Genomic DNA, 20,255 nt, shown 5'->3' with positions numbered 1-20,255 from the left:
TTAATTTTTTAAGGAGGTTATATGATTAAATTAATTGATTCAACTAATGAGACCTTAATGGCAGACGTTATGGCTATTTGGTTGGCTGGTAATTTAGAGCGTCATGCCTTTATAAATCCGCACTATTGGGAAGAACAGACTGAGCTGGTTCGTAAAAGTCTGCCTCAAGCTCGCCTATACGGTTATTTTGAAGACGAACAAGCTCGTGGGCTTTTTAGGACTGACGGGTGATTACATAGCAGGGCTGTTTGTTAAATCCGGTTATCGACAGCAAGGCATCGGCACGGCCTTACTGCAGAAGGTTAAACAGGATCAACCAACTATATACTTGGATGTTTATCTTAAAAATAAAAAAGCGCTACTCTTTTACCAACATGCAGGTTTTGTGAAGGTAAAGGAAGGGGTTGATCAGTTAACTGGAGAAAGAGAATATCTGATGAGGTGGACGGCTGCTGAGGAAAAAGTTCATGAAAGATAACGTTAGCACTAACAAGCTAGAGTGACGGGTAAGGGTAGTAGTGAGACCTGGGCGAGATAAGTTTGCTCTTAGTCTGGTATACTAGTAACATGTAGAAATTTATAAAACCATAGCTGGGACAAACATACCAAGGCCATGCTCGCCTAGGGCTGTCTTGGTGATGGAAGGGGAAAACAGTGAAATTAAATACAAAGAACTATGATTATTTAGTTGTTGGGGCTGGTCCTTATGGGGCAGTCTTTGCCCATGAAGCTGCCAAATTAGGGAAACGAATCTTAGTTATTGAAAAGCGTCCGCATGTAGCGGGTAATTTGTATACGCATGTGGAGCATGGGATTACAGTGCACGATTATGGGGCCCATATTTTCCATACAGATAACCAAGAAATCTGGCACTACATTCAACAGTTTGCCGATTTTAATAATTTTCAGAATCAAGTGATTGCTAATTATAAGGGGGAACTTTATAATCTTCCTTTCAATATGAATACGTTCTATGAGATGTGGGGAACCAAGACGCCTGCTGAAGCGCAGGCTAAAATCAAGGAACAACGGGCTGCTTTTTTAGGTGATGATGAAAACTATCAACCACGTAATTTAGAAGAACAAGCCATTTCCTTAATTGGAACGGATATATACCAAAAGCTCATTAAGGGTTATACGGAAAAGCAATGGGGGCGCGATGCAACGGAGCTACCTGCCTTTATCATCAAGCGACTACCGGTTCGCTTTATTTTTGATAATAATTATTTCAATCACCGTTATCAGGGGGTACCCGTTGGTGGCTATACCCAAATTTTTGACCAACTCCTAGAGCACCCCTTGATTGATGTCCAGGTAAACACAGATTTCATGGCGGACAAGGAAACCTATTTAGCTGAATTCCCACGTATCATTTATACAGGGATGATTGACCAGTTCTTTGATTATCAAGCTGGTCAGCTAGCTTACCGTTCCTTACGCTTTGAAAAGGAAGTTCATGCGGTAGATAACTATCAGGGGAATGCAGTGATTAATTATACGGATCGGGAAACGCCCTATACGCGGGTGATGGAATGGAAACATTTTGATGGCCTATCTGATCCGGCAGTTTCTGTCGTGACTCGTGAGTATCCACAGGCCTGGACGACTGATCGCGAGGCTTACTATCCAATTAATGATCAGGAAAACACGCAGCTTTATCGGCAATATGCTAAATTCGCAGCAGCCTTAAAGGACCAGGTTGTTTTTGGGGGTCGCTTAGGGCAATATCGGTATTACGACATGGATCAGGTCTTCAATGCAGCCCTACAACTAGTGCGGCAAGAGTTCCAATTACCAAGTGATTACCACTTTAGTGAACAAGCTGATAACTAGGGCTTGGAAGGGCTACCAGCGGATAGTGTGGTATACTAAAGGATATGGATGAGCGATACGCTAAAAAGGAGAATGTTATGACCTGGCAAGAAAATTATGCAGTATGGCAGGCACGTCCGGATTTGCCTGCTGATTTACAGGCTGAGATGGAAACGCTGGCCCAGGATGATCAAGCAGCTGAAGATGCTTTTTACCAACCACTTTCTTTTGGAACAGCTGGTATGCGTGGCATCATGGGGGCCGGTATTAATCGAATGAACATTTATACTGTGCGCCAAGCAACGGAAGGGCTAGCTCGTTTGATGGATAAGCGGGGAGCTAAGGTTAAGGCAAGAGGGGTTGTGATTTCATATGATTCACGGCATCACTCACAGGAATTTGCTTTTGAGGCGGCCCGAGTTTTAGGGGCCCATGGTATTAAGACCTACGTCTTTGAGTCATTACGGCCAACGCCTGAACTGTCCTTTACTGTGCGTTACTTGCATGCCTTCGCGGGAATTATGATCACGGCTTCTCATAATCCAAAGGCTTATAATGGTTATAAGATTTACGGAGAAGATGGGGGACAGATGCCACCTGCTGAATCCGATATTATTACAAATTCAAGTCGTCAAACTGACGCCTTTGTAGTTCCGGTTATGTCGGTAGCTGATTTGAAGGAACAAGACTTATTAACTATTATCGGACAAGATATTGATAAGGCTTATTTGGATGCCATTAAGACGGTCACGATTAATCCCACCTTGACTGAACAGGTTGGTGCCGACATGACCTTAGTTTATTCACCTTTGCATGGAACTGGGGCCCAATTAGCCGGTCCAGCGCTAAAACAGGCTGGTTTCCAACATGTGCAGATGGTTCCAGAACAGGTTGAACCTGATGGTGACTTTCCAACTGTTGAGCTGCCTAATCCAGAATCAGCCCAAGCACTTTCAATGGGAATTGACTTAGCAAAACAAACGGATGCGGATGTTGTTATTGCCGTCGATCCCGATGCAGACCGCATGGGGGTTGCTGTCCGGCAACCAAGTGGTGACTACCAGTTGTTAACTGGTAATCAAATTGCTGCTGTGATGTTGAATTATCTGTTAACGGCTTTGGCGGACGCAGATAACTTGCCAGCTAATGGGGCAGTTGTAAAGTCTATTGTATCTTCTGAATTTGCGACAGCCATTGCTGAACATTATGACGTTGAAATGTTTAATGTCTTAACTGGTTTTAAGTATATTGCAGAAAAGATTCAACGGTTTGAAGATAAGGGTGATCATACCTTCCTCTTTGGCTTTGAAGAGTCTTATGGTTACTTGGTTAAATCCTTTACCCGTGATAAAGATTCCATTCAAGCAACCGTTCTTTTTGCAGAAGTAGCTGCCTATTATAAGGCCCAGGGTAAGACTGTTTATGATGGGTTACAAGCCTTATTTGAACAGTACGGCTATTTTGTGGAAGATACCAAGGCACTTACGTTTACAGGGGTTGATGGTGCTGAAAAGATTGCTAATTTGATGGCCAAGTTCCGTGACGAGACACCAGTCGCCTTTGGCGGCGTTGACGTTGTCAAAGTTGAGGACTTTGCTAATCAAAAGGAAACAACTGTAGCCACTGGGGTGCAACATAAGTTAAGCCTACCCAAGGCCAATGTACTTAAATATTGGTTGGCAGACGGTAGCTGGGTCGCAGTGCGCCCTTCTGGAACCGAACCTAAAATTAAGTTTTATGTTGGTACCAAGGGTAATACACCTGAAGCCGCCCAGGCTGAACTGGCGGCGATTAAAGCAACTATTCAAGAACATATTGATGCCTAAGTTAGGTGAAAGAAGGGCCAATCATCGTTTAGCACTTGCCGAGTGATGATTAGCTTTTCTTTTACAATCTAATGAAGCTGAACCTTTTTTAGGAGGTAGAAAAATGATGATGTGGCTACTCGTTGCCATTATTGCGCTGATCATTATCTTATGGATTAATTTGTACAACGGCTTGGTTAAAGCACGGATGTATACTCAAGAAGCTTGGAGTCAAATTGATGTCCAGCTTAAGCGACGTAATGATTTAGTACAAAACTTGATTGAGACCGTTAAGGGTTATGCTCGTTTTGAACAAGGAACTTTAGAAAAAGTAGTGGCCTTAAGAAACCAGCTAACGCAGGTCCCGGATGGGGATCATGAACAAAAAATGGCCCTTTCAAATCAATTGACAGATAGTTTGAAGTCCGTCTTTGCTGTGGCAGAATCTTATCCTGATTTAAAAGCGTCGCAACAATATAATAAACTAATGGAAGAATTGACGAATACTGAAAATAAGATTGGTTATGCCCGTCAGTTATATAACACGTCGGTAGCCAGTTATAACACGCGTTTACAGACCTTCCCAACTAGTTTAGTAGCCAAGCTACATCATTTTGAACCTGCTCAGTTCTTAGAGACACCCACTGAGGAAAAGGCGGTCCCAACCGTTTCATTTGATGCTGAGGGTAAGTGAGGTAGGTAAATGTTATTTGAGCAAATTGCTAAAAATAAGCGTAAAACAGTTTTGCTCTTCCTGGTCTTTTTCCTGTTTATCGCTATAGTTGGCGCGGCCCTTGGATTTTATTTGTTAAATAGTGTCCAGGCGGGCGTAATTATGAGTGTGGTCTTGGGCCTAGTTTATGCGGTCTATATGTTTAGTCAGTCAACAGATGTTGTAATGGCGATGAACCATGCTCATGAAATTAAACGGGCTGAACAAGCCCCGGCCTTATGGCATGTGGTGGAAGACATGGCGATGGTGGCCCGGGTCCCTATGCCCCGAGTCTTTATCATTGATGATGATAGTCCCAATGCTTTTGCAACAGGTAATAAACCTGAACAAGCGGCTGTGGCAGCAACGGCTGGCATTATCAGAACGTTAAATCGGGATGAGTTAGAAGCAGTGATGGCTCATGAGATGACCCACGTGCGAAATTACGATATTCGGATTCAAACGCTCGCGGTAGCCTTAACTTCAGCGATTGCCATGCTGGCAAATTTTGGAACTAACTTTTGGTATTTTGGTGGCAATCGCCAATCAGATGATCGCAATGATGCTGGGAATATCATGGGCTTAATTATGTCAGTGCTGGTACTTCTACTAGCCCCTATTATTGCGATGATGATGCAAATGGCGATTTCTCGAAATCGTGAGTATTTGGCAGATGCTGGCGCGGTGGAACTTACGCGAAACCCGCAAGCATTAATTGCCGCCTTGACGAAAATTTCGCAAGCACCACCGATGGCAGCACAAAATGTGAGCGACACGAGTGCTTCCTTGTATATTGGGGACCCTTTGCCTAAAGCAAGTGGCCTACAGCATTTATTTGATAGCCATCCACCGATGGACAAACGGATTGCGGCTATCAAAAAACTTTAAATACTATGCGGCAGCCTTAGATTAGGCTGCCTTTTTCTGTACTAGGCTAAGATGTGGTATACTAATCTTTTAAGTGGTTGTCGCAAAAGCCAAAAGGAGAAGTAACATGTCAAAGAAAAAAGCCCCTGTGGTGAAGAACCAAGAGTTTGAAGGGCCAGTGATTGATTTAACGTATGATGGTAACGGGGTTGTTAAGTATGAAGACTTTCCAGTTTTTGTTACAAATGCGGTCCCTGGTGAAACAGTTCGGGTAGGGATTACCAAGGTTACCAGTAACTATGCATTTGGACGGGTGGTTAAACGCTTAGTTGAATCGCCTGACCGTAATCCAGCGATTAAGGGCAACACTGTGATTAGTGGAGTTGCCCCCTTAGCGCATTTAACTTATGAAGCACAATTAAAGCACAAGCAAAAGCAGGTTGCTGATGTCTTGCAAAAGCAGCATATTAAGGCAGAAGTAGCCCCAACTATTGGAATGGATCAACCAGTAGGGTATCGTAATAAGGCCCAGATTCCGACACGTTTGATTAATGGGGAGTTGACGACTGGTTTTTATCGGCGCGGCTCCCATCGCCTAGTACCAATGGAAGATTTTTATATTCAAGATCCGGCCATTGATGCAGCGATAGTAACGGTCCGTGATATTTTACGGAAATATCACATTGAACCTTACGATGAAACGGCACACAAGGGAATTGTCCGCACGATTATGGTGCGGCGGGGCTATTATAGCCATGAAATGATGATTGTCTTGGTTACGCGGGCAAAGAAGTTGCCATTGGCGCCAATGATTATTAATGATATCCATGAGGCCTTGCCAGAAGTGGTTTCCATTGTGCAAAATGTTAACCAAGAGAAGACCAACGTTATCATGGGAACGCAAAATAAGGTCTTATTTGGTCAAGGAACGATTAAGGACCAGCTATTGGGTAAGACTTTTGCCATTGGACCTAATTCCTTTTACCAGGTTAATCCGCAAATGACGGAAGTTGTTTACCAATTAGCAGCCCAAAAAGCCGACTTACAGCCTGACGATGTAGTGATTGACGCCTATTCAGGTATTGGTACGATTGCGTTATCAATTGCTGATCAGGTTAAAGAGGTGTTGGGCGTAGAAATTGTGCCAGGTGCAATTTCAGATGCGAAGCGAAACGCTGATTTGAATGGGATTAAAAACGTAAGCTTTACCCTAAATAATGCGGAAGACCAGATGGTGGCTTGGCAGGCGGAAGGCCTTCAGCCGGATGTTATCTTTGTTGATCCACCACGCAAAGGGTTGACCAATGAGTTCATTACGGCTGCAACGCAAATGACGCCTGAACGAATTGTTTATATTAGCTGTAATCCAGCTACGTTGGCCCGGGATGCAGTCCAATTGATGGAAGCAGGTTACCATATCAAGGGTAATGTGCAACCAATTGATCAGTTCCCACAAACAACGCATGTTGAGACGGTCACGGTTTTTGAAAAAGCATAAAGGTTAAAAACATCTCCATACATGGAGATGTTTTTTAATATTAGCGCCCGGGCTGCCACGATAGCAAGTTGAATGGTACAATGGATAGACAAAGGGAATTCTAAAGGAGATGGTAGGATGACACTAAGATTAGGGACAATTGGAACCAATTGGATTACGAAGATGTTTGCTGACGCAGCTCTCTTAACGGGGCATTATAGTTTGCAGGCGGTTTACTCACGCCATCAAGATTCAGGGGCGACCTTTGCCAATAACTTTGCGGGTCAACAAGCTGTCTACACTGATTTAGATGCCTTTTTGACGAGTGGGTTAGATGTTGTTTATATTGCCTCGCCCAATAGTTTGCACTATGAGCAGGCAAAGGCGGTTATTGAACACGATATTAATGTTATCGTTGAAAAGTCCATTTTTTCTAATAGTGCTGAGTATGAGGACATTTATCAATTACTCCAAGCACACCCTAAGGTGCATCTCTTTGAAGGTGCCCGTCATATTTATACACCTAACTTTAAGGCCATTGAGGAGAAGGTGGCTCAGATGCCTGTAATTGCCGGGGCAAACTTCGTCTACGAAAAGTATTCGTCGCGTTTCGATGCTTACTTGGCTGGTAAAGAACCCAATATCTTGACCCGTGAGTTTAGTGCGGGGGCTTTGACGGATTTGGGTGTTTACCCTATCTATGCCGCCTTAAAGTTGTTTGGTCTTCCAAAAGAACAAGTTTACTTTGCCACCCGCTTAAAAAATGGGGCCGATGGACGTGGAACAGCTGTCTTGCGCTATGCAGATTTTGATGTGACTGCACAATTTGGTAAGATGAGTAACAGTTATGCCCCGTCTGAAATTTTAGGACGTCGGGATACTTTAATGGTAGATAACATTGGTGAACTGGGGGAGGTCACCTACTACGATGGTAGTGGTAATGTTGAAACCTTGACCCAGCCAAGAGAAGTTAACCCTATGTTAGGGGAAGCTGAGACCTTTGCTAAAATCATGCGGGATCCTAAGTTGTATCAAACGGATTATGAGCAAATGTTATTATTAAGTCAACAAGTTAACCTTGTGTTAACGGCCCTCCGCCAATCAGCTGGGATTGTCTTTCCAGCTGATTGGCGCTAGTAAAAGGATAATTAACGGATGGATGAACGATTTAAAGAGAAAATAGCTGCAAAGGGCTTTAGCCAGTTAACCCCAATTCAGGTGGCAGTGGCTAAACCTTTACAAGCTGGGCAGTCCTTGGATGCTTTAGCTCCAACTGGTACGGGTAAAACCCTTGCGTTTACTTGGCCACTCTTGCCAACTTTGACTGTTGGTGATGGTGAACAAGTGCTTATTTTAGCGCCTTCACAAGAGTTAGCAATGCAAACGACGCGGGTTGTACGGGAATGGGCCCAACTATTAGATTTGAAAGTCTTGGCCTTGACGGGCGGGGCAAATGTTAAACATCAACTTGATCGTTTAAAAAAGCACCCCGAAATTTTGATTGGTACCCCAGGTCGGGTTGCGGAGTTAGCTACTAAGGGTAAATTAAAACTAAATCGGTTACGCACCCTAATTTTAGATGAAGCTGATGAGTTGTTAAAAGATGAAACAGCCCAACAGGTCGACCAAATTTGGGATACCTGCAAGGATGCGGGGATTCAGGTAGCATTGTTTGGGGCAACACCAGTTGATTTAACGGTTGCTGCGGGCTTATTTGACCGTGAATTTGAACGGATTGATGCGCGTGATACGCAAATCCCAGTTCAGATTAAGCATGTTTTTTGGTTAACAGCCAATGATCAGCGGAATAAACGCTTGCGGCAATTGGCGAGTCAAAAGAACTTACAAGCAATGGTCTTTTTTAATACAACCAAGCAGTTGAAGATTACAGCTAGTTTTTTGGCCCATGAGCATGTTGCAATGGCAACCTTAGTGCGTGGTGATTCTAGTTCGACCCGGGAAAGGGCCTTACGGGACTTTCGTTCTGGTAAGGCGAAATTCTTGTTAACGACTGATGTTGGTGCGCGAGGACTTGATATTGAGGCGTTACCACTAGTGATTAATTTTGATTTACCTAGTCACTCTGATACCTATACCCACCGGGCTGGTCGAACCGGACGAATGGCAAAGGCCGGAACGGTGATGTCATTTGGTAATGATCATGATTTGCGGCGTGTCCGCCAATTAGTTGATACCCAGGTTGAGGTGTTGAAGGGGCTGCCCAGATTTAATAAAGGTGAACACCAGCAAGTAACTAAGGCTAAAAAGAAAACCGCACCGGCTAAGCCTAACGCTAAACCAGTCAATAGCTCTCAGCTTAGGGTGGACGAAGATGCACCGGAAAAAGAGCAAACTTCACGAGCTGTGACAACTAAGAAACGAAAGCAGGAGCCGGAAATAAGTCGGCACCAACGTTTAGCACAAGTAAAAAAGGCTAAGCATAAGCATTCTAAGAATAAGGGTAGACCATTGAAGCAACGTCAACGGAGCTAGCAGCCGCTACCGACTTGGCTGAAACTTTGTGAAAAATCATGTTATCCAGTTCACATACGATAGTAATTATGGTATAGTGAACTTACTTATACCTTGGCTTTTAGGCTAAGGAGCAGAGATGAGGACGGATAATATGGCAGATGAAGAGATAAAAGTAGGTACAGAAGAAAAGGATATTCCTAAGGCAACGGCACGTCGCTTGCCCATTTACTATCGTTATTTAAAGATCTTATTGGATTCAGGAGTGACAAGAATCTCATCTAATGAATTAGCCAAGGCAGTAAAGTTTGATGCTGCTACGATTCGGCGCGATTTTTCATATTTTGGCGCCTTAGGGAAACGTGGTTATGGTTATGATGTGAAGGAGCTCATGGACTTCTTTGGTAATATCTTAAACCAAGATAATTTAGCCTCCGTGGCCTTGGTCGGTGTTGGTAATTTAGGACATGCCCTTTTGAATTTTAATTTCCATCAAAGTTCGAATGCACGCATTTCTGCAGCATTTGATATCAGTCCAGATATTGTCAATACGATTCAATCAGGTGTGCCAATCTATAGTATGGATGATTTAGAGCAACAAATCCGTGATCAACGCATTGAGGTAGCCATCTTGACGGTCCCTACCGCAGTAGCCCAAGAGATTGCTAACCGGTTGGCCAGTGCAGGTGTGCAAGGTATTCTGAATTTCACACCATTACGTTTGGATACCCCCAAAAACGTGCGTGTGCAAAATGTGGACTTAACGAATGAATTGCAAACCTTACTTTACTTTATCAATACATTTGACGACAAAAAATAGGGATAAGGTAAAAAGACGGAGCATGGTGCTGCCGTCTTTTTATTATTCAGGACTAATTAAGTTGAGGATGAGAAAATGACCAAGCATAAACCAAAGCAACATCGCTACTTGCGCAGGGTTCTCTATGGTTTGCTCATTGTAATTTCATTGATGATGATTTTTCACGTGCAGCTAGCCCACTTTGTACTAAGTCAGTTTCAACCAACCGTAAATCAGGCCAGCGTTAACCGTGCCAAGAAAGCGCCTAAAAAGGCTAATTATGATTGGCAAAAGGTAAAGCCATTAACGGCTGAACAAGTTATTAAGGCCCGTTTACAAGCGGGAAAGATAAATTTTATTGGTATGGTCTCGGTACCAGACATTGGCCTATCGGTACCAATTTCACAGGGTACCGATGACATTAATTTATCCTTGGGAGCCGGCACCTTATATGAAAATGAAAAAATGGGCCAAGGAAATTATGCCCTGGCCAGTCATTTTATTCAGGGTGCCTCTGGGAAGTCTTTACTATTTTCGCCCCTTTATTATCAGGGCAAAGTAGGACAAAAAATCTATCTAACTGATATGGACCAGGTCTATACTTATCGGGCAACGACTTATCGAACGATTAAACCCACGGATGTACAGTGGGCGGACCCAGTGGCTGGTAAAAAGTTGATTACCCTCATTACATGCGATTACACTGCTGAGCGTGGTCGCGTGATTATGCAAGGCACCTTAGAAGGCCAACAAAGTTGGGACGATACACCTACTGCCATTCAAAAATCGTTTACTAAAGATAATCGCTGGATTAAATAATGTTAAATGCAACAGCAAAAAAGCCTCGGCTATGTCATGACATAGCCGAGGCTTTTCTTAAGCATTAATATAGATGTAATGGGCAGCATGTTGTGTGATTTGGAGTTCTGTTCCTTGTCGTTCTAAAATTAGGGGTCCATCAAAGGGTAAACGTTTCACAACCGTCCAAACAGAATTCAGGGGTAAGTCAATTGTTTCCGCATATTGCAATAGCTCAAGGTCTTCGGTAAAACCGTAGATCCGCACCTCTTCACCGTCTTTGGCATCACTAAGACGAGCTAAGGCTGCCGGGTGGTATTGATTATTTGCATCTGGAATCAATAGACCATGGGGGCTGTACTTGGGATAGTCTAAAAACGCATCTAAGGCTTGCATTAGCTGTGGATCAGCATCATGGTCAAGACGGTCAGCATTTTCATGGGCCACAGAAAGTGGTAGGTGAAGCTTGTTGGCCATAAACGTTTCAAACAAACGATGTGAGCGAATTAACCGAATGGCAGTTAATCGACCAGCGGCCGTCAAGGTCACACCGTAATAGGGAACTACATCGACTTCACCTGCATCTTGTAATTTGGCTAGCATGTTTGAAACGGATGAAGGCGTGACATGCAGGTGTTCAGCAATTTGGTTGTTTGAAATTTTAACCTGGTCATCACCAGCACTGAGTTCAAGAATGGTTTGTAAGTATTGCGTTTTTGAAACAGAATCGTTCATATGTAAATCCTTTATGTGCATAATTAATTTAATTAACCACATTATAGCATGATGAGCGAACAATGAAAATTCACTTTATTTTCATGAGAACTTGTTTGGCTTAAATTAATCATGCTAAACTAGGGCTGGTTAAAATAGGGGACGGCATTTGGACACGTTTTGGCGGCTAAAAAAGGAGTTTAATATGGGCCAAGAAAACCAACCTGAACTTTCACTCAAAGCTGTTAGCCAATTAATTTATTGTCAACAGCAGCGACAACAATTTGAACGTTTTATGCACCCAGACCATATTTCTGCTAGGATGACCATTTTTGTAGGTCAACCAGTTGATTGTAAGATTTATCATATGAACATCACCAGTTTGAAGAATTATTTGTGTCTAAAGTTTCGGACACCTGAAGAACGCGACCGCTTTGCTTGGTGCTTTGCAAAATGGTGCCGGCAGCAACGTTATCGGGTACATCTTTCTTACTAATGGGTAAGCTGTTCACATGAACTGACCAATTTTAATCCTAAAAAAGGCTACCACAGACCAAGATGACTTGGTTCAGGTAGCCTTTTTTAGTTTGATTTATTCAGGGAAAATGCGCTTAAATAAATGATTAAGTCCCTGGTTATTTAAGACCAGATGAAGTAAAACGGTTTGAATTGGTAAGAAAATCACCTCTTTGATGCTGCGCATACCAATCAGACTTACAATGGCGTGTGGGTCTGTTATATGCCCCATGATAATCAGCCATAAGGTATTCATAATGGTGTTAACTAAGAATAATACTAGGGCTACGGTCAGCAGGGTACGAGGCCAACTAACAGCTTTTTGACCGTAAAAAGAAAAACCATAAATAGCAGCAGCTACGAGCGCTGATAAAGCAAAGCCCCAAAAGTAACCATAGCCACTCCATAGAGTGCTGACAAAGTCATGGACAAACGCGACGAGCATGGTCCAATAGGGCCCATAGTACTTAGCCATTAGGCCAACAATAATAAAGGTAACACCAAATTTTAAATTAGCTGGCCCGAAAGTAAGCCGGCCAATAACCAGTTCTAAAGCAAAGAGTAAGCCTAAAACGGCAAGTTGCCGACTGGTCAAACGGCGAAACATTGAACTTGATGAAAACATATTCGAAAAACCTCCTAAGGATGATGGAGGGTTTCACCTTTTACAGTGAATGTGACTGATAAATCGCGGGAAATTCCTTCGTTTGTAGCTCACATTCCGTTTCTACAACACTTGACGCTTATCAGTCTACCCTGTACATTAATCAACAATTATGAATTATAACACAGTTTTTACCGAATAAAAGGATCCCTAAAGGCGCCAGCTGAGGAAAGCGTTCGGGAAAATGTATAAAGGTAGCGCTACTTTATGAATTAAGCCTGTAAAAATGGTGGATTATTGGTAAAATTAAGGTAATAGGGTGAACCAAATAAGGTTACCAGGTGTAAAAGGAGAACCATGATGAAAAAGGCGTCGATTAAAGATGTCGCACAACTAGCAGGCGTGTCCATTGCTACAGTGTCACAAATTTTAAATAATAAGGGTGAACGTTTTTCTGAAGAAACCCGTCAAAAAGTAGTACAAGCGCGCGATCAAATTGGGTATGTGCCTAATCTAAGTGCACGCCGGTTAAAAAAACAAAATAGTATTATTTTAGGCATCGTCGTTCGTTCCTTGGCATTACCTTATTTTGGCAACCTTGTCCAACAAATCCAAGACCATTTACCAGAGAATGTCACGATGTCAGTTATGTCTGGTGAAGGTGAACAAGCAGATCAGGCGGTTTATCAACTGATGAATTCGGGGGCCAGTGCTATTATTGTTGGTAGTCAATTGACGGCACCAAAAGAAATTGCCGAAGAGTTAAAACGACGTGGAGTAGCGATGGTCGTCTTGGAGAATCATGCTAAATTATTTGAAGCTGATAGTGTCCATGCGAAAGATTTTGATGGCGGTCAATTAGCGGCTAAACATTTGCTATCACTGGGTCATCATCATGTGGTGTTACTTGGTAACCAGCGCTATACTGACAATCTATTTCAACGGGCCCAAGGCTTTACCGAAACCATGCTAGCAGGGGGCGGAACGGTCAGTGAGGTGAAAACACATTCGCTGTCTAAACAGTCAGGCCAAGCGGCTGCAATGGCAGTTTCTATCACTAAAGCTACCGGAGTATTCGCCTTGAATGATGATTTAGCGATTGGACTGATAGCTGGTTTAGCGAAAATTGGGCTACATGTACCCACTGATATTTCAGTGGTAGGGTTTGATGATGGGGACTATGCAGCCTTTTATCAACCAGGCCTTACGACTGTTCATCAACCAGGTGATCAAATTGCCAAAGCAGCTTTGGAGCTGGCTTTGGCGCGGGTAGCCGATAGTCAAGCTAAGCGCCAGGTTGCCCAGTTTGATGTGAATTTAACTGTGCGCGAGTCAACTAGACGACAATAATCTTGCTAGGGGAGGCTTGCATGAGTGTAAGTACAAAACGGTATCAACAGTTGAAAGCTGGCTTAACGGGGACATTAGCCAAGCAGGTAGAACAACTGCATTTAGATGGTTGGCCAGATAAGGCCTTGTGGGTCTATGTGCGGCTAACGCGCCAAGTCTTAGCGTCGCGTCCCTATAGTTGTGAGCAGGCCTTGCAACGACAGTGGTTTGAAGCACATCGGGTTGGATCACGACTATTTAATCGGATGTTTTTAATTGGGTTTGTGCCGATGCAAAGCAAGGCCCGTGAACGAATTGCGACGCTGTATCGTATTTTAGGTTTTCAAGTTGGTAGTGGGAATTTTTTGATGATGACGCGCTTAGGTGCTTGGTCGGAACGTTATTTGACGCCTAACTTATATTATTTGCATGTGACCGATGCAGAGCAATTACGGGAATGGTTCTTTTTTAGCCGCCATATTGCAGAAATGATGCAAGTAAAGTATCGCCAATTTGTGACTGGCTGGCAGATAAAGCCGGTCGATCGTCTGTTGACTGACATACAAGATAATCAGTTGCGTTATTATTTGGGTAAGCCGGTCGTTGACTATTTGGGGCGTCAGCCCTTGACCCGGCAAAGCTTAATTCAGTTTTTACAGATGGTGACTCGGCATCGGGTTCGTTATCCAGATGCACACTTTCATAATCGAGGGTTACAGGAACCAAGTAACGTCAAAATTGTGACAGCAGATTACCATAATGAAATAATCTTGGATGCCAGAGACCGTTTAGTGTCTCTTTGGCAGGCGCTTGAACGGCATCAATATATGGATGAATTTGGGGTGGTTCATTTTTCACAGGAACTGGTTGACTATGATGAACAGGATTTATGGCAGCTAGCAAATACGGAATCCTTTAATTATGCTAACCACGGTGGCCAACGTCATAATCGCTTAGATGTAGAACCAGCTGCTTGGACGGCAGGGTTAGAACCTGAGTTAAGGAATGTGGCTAAACGTTATTTTAAAGAAAATAAGTTGAGATAAGATACGGTTACAGGGTCTCAACTGTTTAGACTGAAGGCCGAGCGCTAAGTTAGAATAAGGAGACTAGGATGTTGGATGCAAAAGCTGAGTTAGTAAACCAAATGAAGCCAGTCTTAGACCAGCCGGTGGTATCGCCGTTGCGCAAACTTGATGAAGACTTAGCGCAAATTCCAGGGCTGATTCGCTTAACCCTTGGGGAACCTGATTTATCAGTGGCGGAGCATATCAAGGTAGCTGCTCAGAAGGCTATTGCACAAAATGACTCGCATTATGCACCTTCTTCAGGAAGCTTAAATTTACGCCGAGCAATCAGCCAGTACATGCAAGAACGGTTTGCAAGTCCAGCCTATGATCCACAGACAGAAGTTGTAGTGACCATTGGGGCAGCAGAAGCTTTATTTGCAAGCTTTAACGACTTATTTAGGCCAGGCGATAAACTCATTATTCCAACACCAGCTTATCCAGTCTATGCGACCTTAGCACAACAAGCTGGCCTTGAGATTATCGAGCTTAACACAGCTCCTGATTTTAACTTAACCCCCGCTAAATTGAAAAAAGTCTTAGCCCAGCATCCAGATGCTAAAGGAATGATCATGAATTATCCAGCGAATCCAACCGGGGTTACCTACCAAGAAGCAGAGATTCAAGAACTAGTTGCAATCTTGGCCAGGACTAGTCTCTTGGTCATTTCAGATGAGATTTATGCTGAATTAAGTTATGACTACCCACATACTTCAATGGCCAAATGGCTTCCAAATCAAACCATCGTGGTAAGTGGTCTATCTAAAGCCTTTGCAATGACTGGTTATCGGGTGGGCTATCTCGTTGGACCACAGTTATTAGTTCAACAGGTCCAAGCCATGCATCAACTCATCGTGGCCTGTCCGCCAGGACCGATGATGGCTGCGGCTGAGGAAGCTTTAACGCATGGGCAGACTGACCTTGCCTTGACCCGCCAGCTTTATCAGCGGCGAGGTGAATGGCTGCTGACTGGTTTGGCTAAAATTGGATTTCAAGTTATTCGACCGGCTGGTACATTTTATGTTTTCGCTAAGATACCAACTGCTTGGAGAGAAGATGATGTTGGTTTTGTCACTGATTTAGCCCACAAGGCAAAGGTTGGCTTAGTACCTGGGTCATTGTTTGGTGCCGGAGGAGCTGGGTACGTTCGCCTGTCTTATGCAGCTGCTGAATCTGAATTAGCACTGGTTTTAAACCGATTAACAGCGTATGTTAACTAAGGGCGTCAGTTATGAAAGTTTAATTGGGCACGACTTTTGTGAGTCAGTGAACATGTAATTTTAAAATAAAATTTGGTACACTAAGGGTCCAAGGTAATAAGGGATGGGAGAAATAAAAATGGATAAACAAGAGTTTGTACAAGCACTTAATCCAGTGGTAACGAAGATGCCACTAGATCGCTTAGTAGGTTTTCAAAGTGATATACGATCGATTCCAGACTTGGTTTATTTGACCTTTGGTGAACCTGGGTTTAATACGGCTGAGCCAATCAAAGAGACAATGATTCAGGCCATCCGTGATAATGAGTCTCATTATGCTAATTCGCAAGGAGAGCCGGCCCTACGTGAAGCTGCTAAGGCCTACTATAATCAGCATTATGGCCTCAACTTTGCTAGTGGTAATAATGTGATTGTGACGGCCGGTGTTTCAGAGGCGATTAATGTGGTTTTAATGACCCTATTAGCTGAAGAAGATGGGTTGATGATTCCAACGCCGGCCTACCCACCTTACTATTCGGCCATTAAGCTGGCTCATGGTACGATTGTCCCAGTAGATACGAAAGCGGCTGCCTTCAAGCTCACGCCAGCGGCTGTTGAACAAGCACTAGCCGAGGCAACGGTTCCGGTAAAAGCTGTTCTCTTGAATTATCCTGCTAACCCAACCGGGGTTACCTATACACCAAAAGAATTAGCAGCCTTAGCTGATGTGTTTGCTAAACATCAATTATGGGTGATATCTGATGAAATTTATGCGCAATTGACCTATGATCAAGCGCATACGTCGCTAGTCAAGTACTTACCTGAGCAGACAATTTTAATAACGGGACTATCTAAGTCACATGCAATGACCGGGTACCGAATGGGATTCATTCTTGCCCAAGAGCCCTTTATCCAAGAAGCCCAAAAGGTGCATAGTACCCTAACCTTTGCTTTACCAAAGGTGATCCAGGAAGGGGCCGTGACGGCCCTTACGAAGGCTGCTGATGTTGCGGATAAGATGCGCCTTAGTTATCAAAAGCGACGTGACTGGCTGGTACCAAAATTAAAGGCGCTTGGGTTTGAAGTCACTAAGCCTGAAGGGGCCTTTTATGTCTTTGCTAAAATTCCGGCTGATTTTGGCCAGGATGCAGAGCAGTTTGCCTATGATTTAGCACGCAAGGGAAAGGTAGCAGTAGTACCCGGCGGCGCCTTTGCCGATACGACTGAGGCTTATGTGCGTATATCTTATGCGGCTTCAGATGAAGATTTGCATGCGGGAATGGCCCGTTTAAAAGCGTATATTGAAAACCACCGGCAAGCCCAGTCAAAAGGCTAGTTAACAGGGCTGGTCAACCTAAGAGGAGACTGTACACATGCAAAAAACAAATAGAAGCCGTAAATTAGTTTTGACTGCACTCTTTATGGCACTGATTATCTTGCAGTCCTTAGTTCCTTGGTTAGGCACTTTACCATTGGGCGCCTTCGTGCTAGGAGCAGCTGTAACCATTATCACCTATACAGTGGCCATTGGTGCGATGGTTCTAGGACCTGCAACGGGTGGCTTGCTTGGATTGGTGTGGGGAGCTTACTCCCTTTGGCATGCCTGGTCGTCCGTACCTAGTATTGGGGCTTTGATGTTTCGCAATCCAATCACGGCTTTGCTGCCACGAATTTTAGTAGGGGTCATCATTGGTTGGTTGTATCAACGTTATGTTCAACAACGGCCGTTTAAAGATCAAGCTTGGTGCTTGTCATTATTAGGCGCTTTAGCAGCGCTGATTAACACGAGTTTAGTGTTGAGTCTTACTTGGGTTAGTTTTACGGTCATGAATACGTCCTTTACTGGAATTCCACACACGCATTTAGCTACCTGGTTAATTACGACCATTGCGGGATTTAATGGAGTTTTTGAACTCATTGTGGGTGCCATTATCGTTCCTTTGGTAGGGATTCCAGTTTTAAAGTTGAAAAAACATTTAGGTCTAACGACTACGTGATATATAAGCAAAACATGCCTAATACGTACCAGGAGACTGGAGTTTTAGGCATGTTTTTTTAGTTTGTGGTCGTTTTTATAGCTGTTATCCCGTATAATAGCAGGAAATAAGGAGGCTGGCTTAATGGTGAAGAAACAATACGGTTTATTAGGTTGGCAAATCCAGCATTCATTATCACCAGCCATGCATAATGCTGCTTTTGCGGCTGACCAGGTGCCTGCGTATTATCAACTTTATGATGTGGTTCCAGCTGATATTCAAAAAACGTGGGTTCAACTTGAGCAGCACAAATTGTTGGCTGGCCTAAACGTTACGACCCCCTATAAGAACTGGGTCTTTAACGAACTAGTTGCCAACGGGCTGTATTTAGATCAACCAGCCCAATTAAGTCAATCCGTTAATACATTGGTGCGCACCGCTAATGGTGAATGGCAAGGGTATTCGACTGATGGGTTAGGCTTTTGGCAATCTGTGCAATCACAGAGTCCCAAAAGAGTTTTGCTCGTCGGCATGGGGGGAGCAGCACGTGCTATTATAGTCACCAAGCCAGCCCAAGTAGAATTAACGGTAGCTAGTCGTTTGAGTAGGCGTTTTACGGCCCACGCTGACTTTGTGGCGGCCCATAAGTTGGGTCCGTTACTCTCGTTAAACCAAGTTGAAACGGTTTTACCACAGGTCGATTTAGTGGTAGATGCAACCACGGTTGGCATTGGAAAGCAACAGTCTATTTTATCGAGTGACCAGTTAAAGAAAACACCAGAGCAGGCACACATGATTGATTTAAAATACCAGTACGCAGTGACCCCCTTCATGAAGGCAGGTCTGGCAGCTAACCGGCATGTCGAAAATGGCCTTAGCATGTTAATTGAACAAGGACGGCTTAGTTATGCCCTTTGGCAGGGCCATTTACCTACTAAGCCAGTCTTTAAAATGGCAATACAAAGGGAGCATGAGCAGGGGGACTAGCCCTTGTTCAGGTGCTTTTGAGGGACTAGGATAATGAAAACAATTGAAATAAATAAGCAAGAGGTAGCCTATCAAATTGGGCAGGATACGTGGCCAACCTTTGGGCAAGTAATTGCACAATGCTGGTCGCCACGTCAGGTGATGGTTGTCACCGATGACATAGTAGGTAATCATTACCTGAATGGTCTCGTTACGCAATTGCGTGCGCAGGGTTTTTGGGTTGGCACCTTAGTTCTACCCAGCCAAGAGGACCTAAAAGGATTAGCGGTAACTGAACAGTTAACACTGGCTTTTGAACAAGCAGGCCTAGGACCAGCAGACGGGGTGATTGCACTAGGTGGTGGTCAAGTATTAGATAGTGTTGGGCTAGCCAGTGGTCTTTATCGTGGTGGAATGCCCATGATTCAAATACCAACAACGTTGACAGCCCAAAGTGAATTAGCTTTTCGACAGCAAGCAGTGTTAACTGTTGGTCAGGCAGTGAACCGTTTGAAAATGGATTATGTACCAGCGGCAGTGTTAATTGATGTGGCTTTATTAGATTCACTTAGTGATGAAGAGGTTGCCGCTGGATATGCGAGTTTGGTGGCATTAGCTGCGTTGGCAGGTGGCCAATTTTTTTCGTTAGTACAACAAGTACAGACAGTGGCGGCTATTCGACAGCAGGCATTAGCTTTAATACAGGCAGCTTGGGCTTATCAAAGGTCGGTGATTGCTGAACAAACTGTTGCCCAGAGTCAAGTTTTGACCTTTGGGCAAGACTTTGCCGCGGCCCTTACTAGTTTAGTCGGATCTAACCTACGTTATGGTGAGACCTTATCGATTGGAATGGTGGCGTTACTGGATCGTTTTAGTCAACATGGTTATACTCAAGCAGAAACAACGGAGCAAGTAGCAGATGTGTTAACTAGGGTTAAGTTACCAGTATTTGCTAGTGAGATTGGTGACCCGGTCTTTGTTAAGCGGGTGATTGCGACGGCAGGGGTAGTTAATCGGCGCATTAGCTTGGTCGGGCTGGCCCAAATTGGACAACCCATTGTGGTTACGAAAGATGTGCAAAAGCTGGCCCCGTTAATTTTAGGAACTGCACCACATGATTGACATATACGATGCTAAATTGG

At 43.8% G+C, this 20,255-nt stretch carries 21 protein-coding genes and 1 riboswitch; of the genes, 19 read left to right on the top strand and 2 right to left on the bottom strand.

What is annotated here, in order from left to right:
• The first annotated feature begins 21 nt into the window (after positions 1-21).
• The 11 genes from G414_RS07645 to G414_RS0102125 all read left to right on the top strand — a co-directional run bounded on the left by G414_RS07645 (position 22) and on the right by G414_RS0102125 (position 10,763).
• Positions 22-231 (top strand): GNAT family protein, encoded by a 210-nt coding sequence (locus G414_RS07645; protein WP_051125780.1) that lies wholly within the window; start codon positions 22-24, stop codon positions 229-231.
• A complete protein-coding gene (locus tag G414_RS07485; protein ID WP_051125779.1) occupies positions 206-478 on the top strand; it encodes a GNAT family N-acetyltransferase in 273 nt (90 codons plus the stop codon). The genes G414_RS07645 and G414_RS07485 overlap by 26 nt, the downstream gene beginning before the upstream one ends.
• Positions 479-654: 176 nt before the next feature.
• Positions 655-1,833, top strand: a complete 1,179-nt coding sequence (gene glf / locus G414_RS0102165; protein WP_022791231.1) for a UDP-galactopyranose mutase — start codon at positions 655-657, stop codon at positions 1,831-1,833.
• A gap of 77 nt (positions 1,834-1,910) precedes the next feature.
• Positions 1,911-3,638 (top strand): phospho-sugar mutase, encoded by a 1,728-nt coding sequence (locus G414_RS0102160; protein ID WP_022791230.1) that lies wholly within the window; start codon positions 1,911-1,913, stop codon positions 3,636-3,638.
• A gap of 103 nt (positions 3,639-3,741) precedes the next feature.
• Positions 3,742-4,311, top strand: coding sequence for a LemA family protein (locus tag G414_RS0102155; RefSeq protein ID WP_022791229.1), 570 nt, complete (start codon positions 3,742-3,744; stop codon positions 4,309-4,311).
• 9 nt (positions 4,312-4,320) lie between these two features.
• Positions 4,321-5,217, top strand: coding sequence for a zinc metalloprotease HtpX (gene htpX, locus G414_RS0102150; protein WP_022791228.1), 897 nt, complete (start codon positions 4,321-4,323; stop codon positions 5,215-5,217).
• Positions 5,218-5,323: 106 nt separating this feature from the next.
• Entirely contained in the window at positions 5,324-6,694 is a 1,371-nt protein-coding gene (rlmD, locus tag G414_RS0102145; RefSeq protein ID WP_022791227.1) for a 23S rRNA (uracil(1939)-C(5))-methyltransferase RlmD, read from the top strand.
• A gap of 117 nt (positions 6,695-6,811) precedes the next feature.
• Positions 6,812-7,810 carry a Gfo/Idh/MocA family protein gene (locus G414_RS0102140; RefSeq protein ID WP_022791226.1) on the top strand — a complete coding sequence of 333 codons (999 nt, stop codon included), beginning with the start codon at positions 6,812-6,814 and terminating at the stop codon, positions 7,808-7,810.
• A gap of 18 nt (positions 7,811-7,828) precedes the next feature.
• Positions 7,829-9,166, top strand: a complete 1,338-nt coding sequence (locus G414_RS0102135; protein WP_022791225.1) for a DEAD/DEAH box helicase — start codon at positions 7,829-7,831, stop codon at positions 9,164-9,166.
• Between the two features lie 118 nt (positions 9,167-9,284).
• Positions 9,285-9,965, top strand: coding sequence for a redox-sensing transcriptional repressor Rex (locus G414_RS0102130; protein ID WP_236695782.1), 681 nt, complete (start codon positions 9,285-9,287; stop codon positions 9,963-9,965).
• A gap of 75 nt (positions 9,966-10,040) precedes the next feature.
• A complete protein-coding gene (locus G414_RS0102125; RefSeq protein ID WP_022791223.1) occupies positions 10,041-10,763 on the top strand; it encodes a class A sortase in 723 nt (240 codons plus the stop codon).
• A 57-nt stretch (positions 10,764-10,820) separates the two neighbouring features.
• Here the strand turns inward: G414_RS0102125 and G414_RS0102120 are convergent, their stop codons facing one another.
• Positions 10,821-11,477 carry a metal-dependent transcriptional regulator gene (locus G414_RS0102120; RefSeq protein WP_022791222.1) on the bottom strand — a complete coding sequence of 219 codons (657 nt, stop codon included), beginning with the start codon at positions 11,475-11,477 and terminating at the stop codon, positions 10,821-10,823.
• A 184-nt stretch (positions 11,478-11,661) separates the two neighbouring features.
• On the opposite strand from G414_RS0102120, the gene G414_RS07115 reads away from it, so the two are divergent.
• Positions 11,662-11,952, top strand: a complete 291-nt coding sequence (locus tag G414_RS07115; protein WP_022791221.1) for a hypothetical protein — start codon at positions 11,662-11,664, stop codon at positions 11,950-11,952.
• Between the two features lie 96 nt (positions 11,953-12,048).
• Here the strand turns inward: G414_RS07115 and G414_RS0102110 are convergent, their stop codons facing one another.
• Positions 12,049-12,597, bottom strand: a complete 549-nt coding sequence (locus G414_RS0102110; RefSeq protein ID WP_022791220.1) for a folate family ECF transporter S component — start codon at positions 12,595-12,597, stop codon at positions 12,049-12,051.
• A gap of 41 nt (positions 12,598-12,638) precedes the next feature.
• A riboswitch (THF riboswitch) is annotated at positions 12,639-12,733 on the bottom strand.
• Between the two features lie 203 nt (positions 12,734-12,936).
• On the opposite strand from G414_RS0102110, the gene G414_RS0102105 reads away from it, so the two are divergent.
• From G414_RS0102105 to G414_RS0102075, 7 genes are all read left to right on the top strand, one after another.
• A complete protein-coding gene (locus G414_RS0102105) occupies positions 12,937-13,926 on the top strand; it encodes a LacI family DNA-binding transcriptional regulator (protein ID WP_022791219.1) in 990 nt (329 codons plus the stop codon).
• Between the two features lie 20 nt (positions 13,927-13,946).
• The gene (locus tag G414_RS0102100) at positions 13,947-14,951 is read left to right on the top strand and encodes a DUF3114 domain-containing protein (RefSeq protein ID WP_022791218.1); all 1,005 of its coding nucleotides are present in this window, start codon (positions 13,947-13,949) and stop codon (positions 14,949-14,951) included.
• A 68-nt stretch (positions 14,952-15,019) separates the two neighbouring features.
• Positions 15,020-16,192, top strand: a complete 1,173-nt coding sequence (locus G414_RS0102095) for an aminotransferase class I/II-fold pyridoxal phosphate-dependent enzyme (protein ID WP_022791217.1) — start codon at positions 15,020-15,022, stop codon at positions 16,190-16,192.
• 118 nt (positions 16,193-16,310) lie between these two features.
• A complete protein-coding gene (locus tag G414_RS0102090; RefSeq protein WP_022791216.1) occupies positions 16,311-17,507 on the top strand; it encodes an aminotransferase class I/II-fold pyridoxal phosphate-dependent enzyme in 1,197 nt (398 codons plus the stop codon).
• A 37-nt stretch (positions 17,508-17,544) separates the two neighbouring features.
• Entirely contained in the window at positions 17,545-18,168 is a 624-nt protein-coding gene (locus G414_RS0102085; RefSeq protein ID WP_022791215.1) for an ECF transporter S component, read from the top strand.
• 123 nt (positions 18,169-18,291) lie between these two features.
• Entirely contained in the window at positions 18,292-19,134 is an 843-nt protein-coding gene (locus G414_RS0102080) for a shikimate dehydrogenase family protein (protein WP_022791214.1), read from the top strand.
• A gap of 33 nt (positions 19,135-19,167) precedes the next feature.
• Positions 19,168-20,235 carry an iron-containing alcohol dehydrogenase gene (locus tag G414_RS0102075; protein ID WP_022791213.1) on the top strand — a complete coding sequence of 356 codons (1,068 nt, stop codon included), beginning with the start codon at positions 19,168-19,170 and terminating at the stop codon, positions 20,233-20,235.
• The last annotated feature ends 20 nt before the right edge of the window (positions 20,236-20,255 follow it).

Origin of the sequence: Weissella halotolerans DSM 20190 (assembly GCF_000420365.1) — a bacterium.
In the GTDB taxonomy this organism is placed as follows: Bacteria; Bacillota; Bacilli; order Lactobacillales; family Lactobacillaceae; genus Weissella; species Weissella halotolerans.
The sequence above is the reverse complement of the archived record's forward strand: the minus strand, read 5'-3'. Positions and strand labels throughout refer to the sequence as shown.

Excerpts from the sequence above, each read along its gene's own strand:
- G414_RS0102110 (WP_022791220.1), bottom strand. The coding sequence starts at position 12,597 with ATGTTTTCATCAAGTTCAATGTTTCGCCGTTTGACCAGTCGGCAACTT.
- G414_RS0102160 (WP_022791230.1), top strand. The coding sequence starts at position 1,911 with ATGACCTGGCAAGAAAATTATGCAGTATGGCAGGCACGTCCGGATTTG.
- G414_RS0102100 (WP_022791218.1), top strand. The coding sequence starts at position 13,947 with ATGAGTGTAAGTACAAAACGGTATCAACAGTTGAAAGCTGGCTTAACG.
- G414_RS07115 (WP_022791221.1), top strand. The coding sequence starts at position 11,662 with ATGGGCCAAGAAAACCAACCTGAACTTTCACTCAAAGCTGTTAGCCAA.
- G414_RS0102075 (WP_022791213.1), top strand. The coding sequence starts at position 19,168 with ATGAAAACAATTGAAATAAATAAGCAAGAGGTAGCCTATCAAATTGGG.
- G414_RS0102130 (WP_236695782.1), top strand. The coding sequence starts at position 9,285 with ATGAGGACGGATAATATGGCAGATGAAGAGATAAAAGTAGGTACAGAA.
- G414_RS0102135 (WP_022791225.1), top strand. The coding sequence starts at position 7,829 with ATGGATGAACGATTTAAAGAGAAAATAGCTGCAAAGGGCTTTAGCCAG.
- G414_RS0102105 (WP_022791219.1), top strand. The coding sequence starts at position 12,937 with ATGAAAAAGGCGTCGATTAAAGATGTCGCACAACTAGCAGGCGTGTCC.
- G414_RS0102120 (WP_022791222.1), bottom strand. The coding sequence starts at position 11,477 with ATGAACGATTCTGTTTCAAAAACGCAATACTTACAAACCATTCTTGAA.
- G414_RS0102125 (WP_022791223.1), top strand. The coding sequence starts at position 10,041 with ATGACCAAGCATAAACCAAAGCAACATCGCTACTTGCGCAGGGTTCTC.
- G414_RS07645 (WP_051125780.1), top strand. The coding sequence starts at position 22 with ATGATTAAATTAATTGATTCAACTAATGAGACCTTAATGGCAGACGTT.
- G414_RS0102080 (WP_022791214.1), top strand. The coding sequence starts at position 18,292 with ATGGTGAAGAAACAATACGGTTTATTAGGTTGGCAAATCCAGCATTCA.
- htpX (WP_022791228.1), top strand. The coding sequence starts at position 4,321 with ATGTTATTTGAGCAAATTGCTAAAAATAAGCGTAAAACAGTTTTGCTC.
- G414_RS0102155 (WP_022791229.1), top strand. The coding sequence starts at position 3,742 with ATGATGATGTGGCTACTCGTTGCCATTATTGCGCTGATCATTATCTTA.
- rlmD (WP_022791227.1), top strand. The coding sequence starts at position 5,324 with ATGTCAAAGAAAAAAGCCCCTGTGGTGAAGAACCAAGAGTTTGAAGGG.
- G414_RS0102140 (WP_022791226.1), top strand. The coding sequence starts at position 6,812 with ATGACACTAAGATTAGGGACAATTGGAACCAATTGGATTACGAAGATG.
- G414_RS0102090 (WP_022791216.1), top strand. The coding sequence starts at position 16,311 with ATGGATAAACAAGAGTTTGTACAAGCACTTAATCCAGTGGTAACGAAG.
- G414_RS0102095 (WP_022791217.1), top strand. The coding sequence starts at position 15,020 with ATGTTGGATGCAAAAGCTGAGTTAGTAAACCAAATGAAGCCAGTCTTA.
- G414_RS0102085 (WP_022791215.1), top strand. The coding sequence starts at position 17,545 with ATGCAAAAAACAAATAGAAGCCGTAAATTAGTTTTGACTGCACTCTTT.